At 40.7% G+C, this 9,091-nt stretch carries 6 protein-coding genes and 1 pseudogene; 4 read left to right on the plus strand and 3 right to left on the minus strand.

Annotation, left to right across the window (positions count from 1 at the left end):
* The first annotated feature begins 234 nt into the window (after positions 1-234).
* From DSBG_RS20605 to DSBG_RS20615, 3 genes are read left to right on the plus strand one after another with little or no spacing between them, the layout of a single operon-like run.
* A complete protein-coding gene (locus DSBG_RS20605) occupies positions 235-1,014 on the plus strand; it encodes a hypothetical protein (RefSeq protein ID WP_068966775.1) in 780 nt (259 codons plus the stop codon).
* A 20-nt stretch (positions 1,015-1,034) separates the two neighbouring features.
* Positions 1,035-1,493: a hypothetical protein gene (locus DSBG_RS20610; protein WP_068966777.1), complete on the plus strand. Its 459-nt coding sequence runs from the start codon at positions 1,035-1,037 to the stop codon at positions 1,491-1,493.
* 38 nt (positions 1,494-1,531) lie between these two features.
* Positions 1,532-2,080, plus strand: coding sequence for a CBO0543 family protein (locus tag DSBG_RS20615; protein ID WP_068966779.1), 549 nt, complete (start codon positions 1,532-1,534; stop codon positions 2,078-2,080).
* A 161-nt stretch (positions 2,081-2,241) separates the two neighbouring features.
* Here DSBG_RS20615 and DSBG_RS20620 read toward each other — a convergent pair whose 3' ends face one another.
* Both DSBG_RS20620 and DSBG_RS20625 read right to left on the minus strand, forming a co-directional pair.
* Positions 2,242-3,927, minus strand: coding sequence for a hybrid sensor histidine kinase/response regulator (locus DSBG_RS20620; protein ID WP_068966781.1), 1,686 nt, complete (start codon positions 3,925-3,927; stop codon positions 2,242-2,244).
* A gap of 35 nt (positions 3,928-3,962) precedes the next feature.
* Positions 3,963-6,830 carry a CheR family methyltransferase gene (locus tag DSBG_RS20625; protein WP_176716345.1) on the minus strand — a complete coding sequence of 956 codons (2,868 nt, stop codon included), beginning with the start codon at positions 6,828-6,830 and terminating at the stop codon, positions 3,963-3,965.
* Positions 6,831-7,051: 221 nt separating this feature from the next.
* On the opposite strand from DSBG_RS20625, the gene DSBG_RS20630 reads away from it, so the two are divergent.
* Positions 7,052-8,032, plus strand: a complete 981-nt coding sequence (locus DSBG_RS20630; RefSeq protein WP_176716346.1) for a DUF3231 family protein — start codon at positions 7,052-7,054, stop codon at positions 8,030-8,032.
* A 424-nt stretch (positions 8,033-8,456) separates the two neighbouring features.
* Here the strand turns inward: DSBG_RS20630 and DSBG_RS20635 are convergent.
* Positions 8,457-9,091 (minus strand): annotated as a pseudogene (locus tag DSBG_RS20635) (hypothetical protein); the annotation flags it as partial.

Below are 9,091 nucleotides of genomic sequence, written 5' to 3' on the forward strand. Positions count from 1 at the left end.
GAAACACATGTCATTGGTGGCAATTCGGTTACCAAAACCATTAGTTAAGACATATTCCCAAAGCAAAAAGCCAGTTTTTCCTTACTCCTAGGAAACTGACTTTCAGTTATTTATATCTCTCCGCTTAGATATCCACGAGTCACAAGGAGAAGAGTGACACCTAAATATTAAAGGTCACATATTTTCACTCTAAGAGACCAATACTATTTCCAAGTATGTGAGGTGAATTTAAAATTGGATAGACCCGCCCCTTCGTCAACCGTCCGTCGTTACATGGCTTATTTAAGTACCTTGGGTACAACACAACTCCACTTAAGAAATCCTTTTGTAATTGCATGGTGGTCTATGGCCTATCCAGGCTTAGGACACCTGCTATTATCAAAATACTTAAGGGGATTTTTCTTGTTTAATTGGGAAGTGTTTTTGAATTACAAAGCACATATTAACCTCGGAATCCTATATACGTTTACAGGCAGATTCGAAATGGCCAAGAACGCCCTTGATATCACTTGGGTTATGTTGTACGCTCCAACTTATTTATTTGCAGTTTGGGATTCTTATCGAACAACCGTTGACCTCAATCTTCAATATATCTTAGCTTCAAGAGAAGATGCCGAAGTTAAAACGTTTAACATTGATTCAGTAGAAATTAATTATTTAGATAAGAGAACGCCATGGATTGCTTTGTCGTGGTCAGCGTTGATGCCTGGACTAGGGCAAATCTATATTCATCGGATACCAAGTGCTTTTTTTTCAATGGGTTGGTTTATAGTAATGGCCTATCTCTCCAAGCTACTCCCCGCTCTTCACTACACTTTACTGGGGCAGTTTGAGCTAGCTAAATCGGTTGTTGAAGCCCACTGGTTATTAAATATCCCTTGCATCTATGTCTGGTGCATGTACGAAGCCTATGTTAATACCGTAGAAAATAATAAACTCTTTGATTGGGAACAATCCAAATTTTTAAAGAAGAATTATCAATATAAATATTTTAAAATGCCCTTTGTACGATAGGCTGGAATGAGGTTGAATGAATGTATATTGTCTCTACCTTTGAACACTCGAGTTATCTCGAATTAGCTATTACGGCCATTCAAATGAAAGGAATAGCCAAAGAAAACATTCTTTGTGTTCCTATAGATAAAAGAAGCGAAGACAAAAAACTATTTGACACCCTTCATTCCGCCGATGGCTTAAGTTTGTTAGATTTGCCCATTATTTTAGCAACCGTATTATGTCTTCTAGGAGGAATTTATGGTTTCATATTAAAATGGGGTCCTGTGTTATGGGGACTAATCGGCTTTTTTATTGGATTTGGTTTAGGTTTCATTATTAAGCTAATAACGACTAAAAAATATAATCATAGACAGAAAAAACTTAAGGCAACGGAGGTTGTCATGATTATTGATTGTAATGCTAATCAGTTAGATATGGTTAAAGATATATTATGGGAACATAACGCACTCGGTGTTAGCAAATTAAGTCTTGGGTAAAAACATTCACATTGATTTTAGATGAGAGGCGTCGTTCTATGAATAATGAATATCTTAAAGGGATGGAAGATGCATATAACTTAATCTCACAAGCTAATATTGATATGATTAGTCTTTGGGTTAAATACACCTTCCTTAGTTGGCAATGGTGGTTCGGTATATTCCTATCAATTATTCCATGGGTTTTATGGCTTAAATTCAGAAAAAAAGAGAGCACTAATAGACTATTACTAGCAGGTTTTTTTGTAATCCTTATTTCTTCATGGCTCGACGTTATGGGCATTTTATTTGGTTTGTGGTCTTACTACTATAATGTTGTTCCATTTTCTCCTGCATTTATTCCATGGGATTTTACACTTCTACCTGTCGCAATAATGTTTTCCTTGCAGATTACATTTAAAATTGGCCCAATTATAAGAGCAATCGTCTTTGCTGCATTTAGTGCCTTTATTATGGAACCATCTTTTGTTTATTTAGGGTTTTATAATCCTAAACATTGGAAATATATTTATTCTTTCCCCATCTTTGTAGTAATTTATTTAGTTAGTGTTTGGATTTCCAAAAGGTCACATTTTAAAAACCTATAATTTTCATTTTATTTGATGATTCTCAAAGTACCACTAGCTTCCTCGATTATTTTTCTTGTTCGCTCAAACTTTATATGCATACGGGAATTTCAGGGTTCCTGGTTTGATTAATAAATACATTTGCCTGATTCAACTTCCCAGAGCTTTTATTTGTTCCGAGATCACGATACTATGGGACCTAAAATCGTATTTCTAAGGACTCTACTTAGTTCCTCCAGGCAAAAGGGCTTAGGTAAAGCCGCTGTAAATCCATACTTTTTAAAATCGGTCATAATGGCATCGTTACTGTAGCCGCTGGAGGCTATGCCCTTGACATGGGGATCTATTTTAGTGATCTCCGCTAGGGCCTTCCTGCCTCCTCCTCCACCGGGGATGGTTAGATCAAAAATAACAGCATCGTAGGGCTCGCCCTTCTCAATGGCTTCCTTGTAAAGAAGGATCGCTTCCTCTCCATCTACAGCAAAGGAAGGTTCACAACACAACTGGGCAAGCATCCCCCCGATAACTTCTCGTATGGTGGCTTGATCATCCATAACCAGAATTTTGCCTTGCCCAGAGAGAGGCTGCTCTATAGCCTCCTTCTCTGACAGAGCCATTCCTGGTATGGCTGGAAGGTAGACAGATACAACCGTTCCCTGACCTGGCTCGGACTCAACACTGATGTAACCATTGTGCCGCCTGACTATGGAATAAGAAGTAGCTAATCCCAGCCCGTTACCTTGCGCCTTTGTCGTAAAGTAAGGATCAAAAATCCTGTTCAACTGGTCTTTAGGGATGCCAACGCCATAATCTTCTACGGTTATCTTCAGATAGGGACCTATGTTTAACGGTAGTCCCTCTTCCTGGGTCAAGTATTTGTTCTCACACCTCAAAGACACCGTTCCCCCATTGGGCATGGCCTGCTGGGCATTGATGACCAGGTTATTTACCACTTGTCTGATATGTCCGCCATCAACCTCAACCATCCATAAATCATCGGTCAAATCAAGTTCATGACGCACTTTAGAACCCCTCATAGCAAAAATGACGGAATCTTTAAGTAAGGGAACAATGGATATCACCTCTTTAAGGGGCTTACCACCCTTGGCAAAGGTCAGCAACTGCATGGTTAAATCCGTGGACTGCTGGCAGGCTTTTTCTGCCTCTTCCAATAGTTCCAGGTTGTTTTCTTGTTTCAAACTCTTCATTTTGAATAACGAGATGTTGCCTAATATAACCGTCAGAAGATTGTTAAAGTCGTGGGCTATGCCCCCAGCTAGAATTCCTAAAGATTCCATCCGTTGATAATTCAGCTTATCTTCCTCATTCTTCTTCCGTTCGGTAATGTCTTTGACCGCAAGAAAGCAAAGAGTGCTTTTTTCATCTTTCGCTTCTTGCTCTTTCTCTGCTATTCCTTCAACTAAAGCATAAAAAACTGTCCCATCATTCTTCCGGAGGTTCAGTTCGCATTCGTGCTTTGTATTATTTTGCCCCAGTGACTTGCAGTAAAGAGAAAAAATGTGTTGGTGCTCATCTGCCACTAAACTAGTAAAACCCTTACCCAATAACTGATCCTTCTCCACTCCGAATAGAGCAGCCCCAGTCCGGTTGACTTCCAGGATCAGGCCATTGGTCCCACAAGTAAAAAAACCCACTGGAGCAAAATCATATAATTTCCTATATTTGTCCCTGGATAATTCGTTCTCCAGACCAACACGCTGTAATTCTTCATTTTGCATTGATAATTCGATTTGATGAATCTCAAGTTCCATATTCTCCATTAAACCTTCTGCGGAAGTATTCCCTATAGCTCTGTTCTTTTGGTTTCTTAGTGCTTCTGCTTCTTGGCGTAATTTTACACCATCCATGCAATCACCAACCCCCTTATTTAAACATAACTAAATTAATTCTCCGTCTTAAAGATGACTAAGATTAAATCTGCAGATGGCTTTTTGCTATTAATCCGGTGGGCATCGAGGTAAATTTTTCTATAGCCGATGCCTGGAAATTCATAATCCATGAGGAAGCTTCGAAAAGATATCCCTGCAGTAATAATAGTGGTAAGTTTTTCCTCCAACTCGTGAGTGTTCCATCGGTCTTTGCTAAGTTGTGAAAGCAACCTGCCTTCCGTTTCTAAAGGCGTCACTTGGAAAACGCGGTAAAAATCCTGGTTCGCGGTTAGAACCTTAAAATCACCGTCCAGCACCAGGAGGGGAAAGTCAATGGCCTCAATGATACTAAAGGCATAATCACGTCTGTCCCTCAGCTCAGTATTTAATAAATTCAGTGCCTTAAGTTTACTGATATTAACAAAAGAAACTACGACACCTGCCACCGTGTTTTCGGAGGTTCGGTAGGGTGTTAACCGCATCAGGTACCATACCCCATCTAATGTTTCAACTTCCTTCTCAATTTGGCCATAGGTTTTCAGAATCCGCTCAGCTTCACTGACAATATCCGTCTTTCGGAGCTTTGTTACTAGGTGGGCCAGAGGACGACCAACATCTGAGGGAATGATGTTAACAAGCCTGGGGGCTAAAGGAGTATACCGCATAATGTTCAAATTACCATCCAGAAATATAAAGGCGATTTCTGTGCTGTTTAAAAGATTCGTCATATCGTCATTGGAGTGGGCCAGTTCATTCAGCTTATTATGCAGTTCGTTGTTAACGGTTACGACTTCCTCGTAGAGGGACTGCATTTCTTCTCGGGAAGTCTCCATTTCTTCATTGGAACTCTGTAATTCCTCATTAGCGGAGTGTAGTTCTTCATTGGCCGCTGCCGTCTCCATGTAGGATAATTCAATCTCTTCGATTGTCCTGAATAGTTGAACTTTTGTACTTTTTAGCTCATTCTCCAGTTCGTCGATCCGAGTCACAGTATCGGACGAGCTGTCAGCGCAGTTATTTAGCGGGGTATCTAGGGGGAATGCAGAAACTTCCTCAAAGATCACCAGGATCAAACCCTGTAATGTTCCAGGTTCGTCAATTGGCCTAACACCAAAATTAAGAGTGAGTTGTTCGTCATTGATGATCACCCTCACGCCTTCAATCGTAATATCTTCTTTTGTTTTAGCTGCCTGACGAAGTACTGCCCTTAAACTATACCGCATTTCCTCCTTAACCATGGTCGCGATGTTCAGGCTAGCTTCTCCAGTAGCCAGTTCAAAATATTTCCCGCTCCGGCCATTGATATAAATGATATCTCCCTTTTCATTGACTATAAAACAGGGCGGGGTATAGTTTTCTAACAACATTTTCTCTATAGAATTGATCATTCCTGGTTTTTCCGATCCTACGATGCTTGTTAAATCCGCCCTTGCCCTCGCTGCTGTAACTATAGACGAACCGGGAAGAAAATTTGTCCAGAGTTTGGAGATGACATCCCGGCGTTTATATAACTTCCATTTGCTATTTAGCACAGTATAAAGGTTCGTGTTGCTTCCAAACGATTCGGAAGGACCTAAAAAGAGTATTCCTGTGGGTAGAAGGCTGAAGTGAAAAAGGTTGGCAATCTTTTTTTGCAAGGAATTCTCAAAGTATATTAAAAGGTTTCGGCAGCTGATCATATCCACCTTAATGAAAGGCGGGTCTTTAATAAGATCATGGGAAGCAAAAATTATTGTTTCCCGGATTTCTTTCGATATCCGGTATCGATTTTCTTCCTGCTTAAAAAAACGTTTTAAGCGCTCAGGGTGCATGTCATCCGCAATGCTTAAGGGATATAAGCCAGTCCTTGCCGCTAAAACTGCGTCTTCATCAATATCTGTAGCGAAGATCTGCAGCGTCATATTCTGCCGGGCTTTGTTCATGCATTCCTGAATTATGATTGCCAGGGAGTAGACTTCTTCCCCGCTGGAACACCCGGGGATCCATATTCGTAGGTTATATCCCTCCGGTTTATCCGCCAGTAAATCCGGAATCACTTGATTCTCTAAAACCTCGAAGGCTTCAGGGTCGCGGAAAAAACGGGTTACATTAATAAGTATCGCTTTGAAAAGGGTTTCCACTTCTGCCGCGTTGCGCTGCAAATGACGAACATACTCCTCAATATCTTGAATATGGCAGACGCGCATTCTGCTTTCGATTCGCCTGTAAATAGTGCCTTTTTTGTAAAGGGAAAAATCGTGGCCGTTGTGCATTTGGATAATAAAAAGCACTCTCTTGAGTATTTCTGAGTTCTTACTCAATTTCTCGTTCATACTCCGCGAAGCTCTCCGTTGCAACCACTTGCTATGGACAAGGAGCTGGTCACCCATTTTCCCAATGGGTAAACTATAATCTGCCAATCCCAAGACCGAGGCACTGCCAGCGGAATCAGCACAACCTGCTATGCCTCCGTCCTGGACCATTACCGTACCAAACTGTGCTTTAATTTCTTTTAAGCCCAAGGCTCCATCATGACTTATTCCGGAAAGAATAATGCATATGGCATTTTCACCCTGGTCATAGGCCAAGGTGCTAAAAAAATAATCTAAAGGTTTTCGAGGATTAGAAAGGGGTTCCCGCAAATAAAAATTACCCCGTACAACTCCGGTATCTTTTTCTTCCGGGCATATAAACACATGGTTTGGCATCATCTTCATATCGTCTTTCACTGCTAAAACAGGCATAGATATGTATTCTTGTAGGACCTGGACCGTCATTTCGTGATGGCCGACAATAACAAAGGCCATCCCACAAGCGTCTGGCATGTTTTCAAAAAAGGCCTTAAATGTCTTTTCCCTAACAGCCGAGACTCCGATTCCTACAACTGGAAAACTCTCGTTCACGTTAATGTGATTTTGCACAAATTAACCTCTGTTCATTCCGTACTTTAAATTATCTATATTGGACATTATTTGGATTTCACCTCTATTTTTCTTTAATTTATATATTATTCAAATCAAATGCCTAATAACTTGTCGATTCCGGGTTCATCAGGCCTTTCTGTGGATCGCATAAAAATACCCTGCCAAACGGATACTATAACAATCATATAATGGGGTATGGGGTGATAGTTTTGTTTTCTATCTTTAAAAAAATATCCGGTGAAGAAGTTATTGATATTTTAGGAGCCTTCAATTTATGGAATGCCTTAAGAGCACGTTATGGAAGTATAGAAACCCTTCAGATGTATAGGAATTTTATTCATGACCGTGATTTTGATCTTATGCTTAGTCGGTTCTTAAGTACCTTTATAAAGGAATCAAAGATATTGGAAGAGAAAGCAACCCACTATTCGGTAACCTTGCCCAAGAGACCCGCAGTGGATATCCGGATTGATAAAAAGCTCGATGAGCTTACAGACCGATATATTTACAGGAGAATATTTGAAGACCTAGTTACTCAAATGGTTGTCCTCGGTCGGTCTTATAGAACCACTACAAATAATGATCAACTCCGAGAACTTTTCAAACATGCTCTGTTAGGCCACGCCTATCAATTTCAGATACTGTATAAATTCGGCAAATTAAAGAGTTGGGAAGACAATCCTCCAGCTTATAAGCCTTCCAAACCAATTAAAACTGAGGATTTATCAATCAGTGAAGCTTTCCATCTCTGGGACCATCTGAACTTAAGATATGACCAGCTGGAATTAGTCATGTTCTCCGTTAGTTTTGCCCATGACACAAGCTTTATTGCTGTCTTAGATATGGGCTTAATAATTATCAAAAAGCAGATCGCCAAACTTGAGGAACTGTGTCTAAAATATAGTGTCCATGTACCTGAAAGGCCACCCGCTGAAATGGTGCAGCGCATAGATCCAGAAGCAATGGAAGATCAATTTATGTATAGAATTCTTCTCTCAGGACTTCAGAATTCTATTGACCTGCACATGAGGGCAGTAATGGAGACCGTAAGAAATGACAACCTGCGCAAAACATTCATCGATTTATTTAAAGACGAAATGAGTTCGTATGATAAATTCCTAAAATACGGGAAAGCGAAAGGCTGGACAAAAATCCCCCCCATGTATGGAGAATTAGTATAATTCAATGATTAATCCTCCAATAAATTTATAGTGTCCCACCTGTTGTTTACATAATTAGCTATTATATGTAAAATTATAGCGAATAAATATTTTTACGATTGGGAGGAATATCATATCTCTAAGTCAAGTTTCAATGGTATCTTATTCAATTTTTAACAATCATGGAGAGGCTTATAGTGATACCGCTTTGATTATCTTTTACTTCCATTTACTTCACCTCTATATTAAATATTATGGAGCCTTCTCGTTTTGTGAGAAGGCTCCTTTAAATATAGTGATTTAATTTCAAGTTATAGCCATAGACACTAGTACAACCTGACCACAGTTTGAGCAGTAGTGGAAAAAACTAACAAAACCGAAATATCACTTCGTGAGCCTGCCAGATTTGAACCTGCATCAAAGTGGCATGAGAAATTCATTGTTACTAACTGATTTTTTGGATCAAAATGGAGGCATCTGCGTTGCTTACAGTCCCGCCTGCTAGAGTCTGTAAGGTAGCCGCCGCCGTACTAGTATGGTTTCTCAAGGTTAACACATCACCAGCGCTTGCTGTAATAATTACCATACCTGGGTTCGGTTGAGTGCCGGCCCCGGAGCCGTAGACTGCACCAGCAACGGGACCGCCATTTTGGAAGAGAGTAAACTGGTTGGGTTCATTACATGAAGCGTTGAACCATATAGAATAGGTGCCGGCGGTACCAAGAATAATTGGAGCTGTTCCCGGCGCATGGGTAATGCTGCCTACAATTACTCCGTTATCACTGAACAATATATCCGCTTCTAACGGTACTACTTGAAGACCCAAATTGTAGATATAGGCGAATTCCGCTAATCCTGCTCCTGTTGCCCCTGTTGCTCCTGCTGCTCCTGCTGCCCCTGTTGCTCCTGCTGCCCCTGTGTTTCCTGTTGCTCCTGTGTTTCCTGTTGCTCCTGTGTTTCCTGTTGCTCCTGTGTTTCCTGTTGCTCCTGTTGCTCCTGCTGCCCCTGTGTTTCCTGTTGCTCCTGTTGCTCCTGTGTTTCCTGTTGCTCCTGTTGTTCCTGTTGCTCCTGTGTTTCCTG

This window comes from Desulfosporosinus cupriresistens, assembly GCF_001707885.1.
Lineage (GTDB): Bacteria > Bacillota > Desulfitobacteriia > Desulfitobacteriales > Desulfitobacteriaceae > Desulfosporosinus.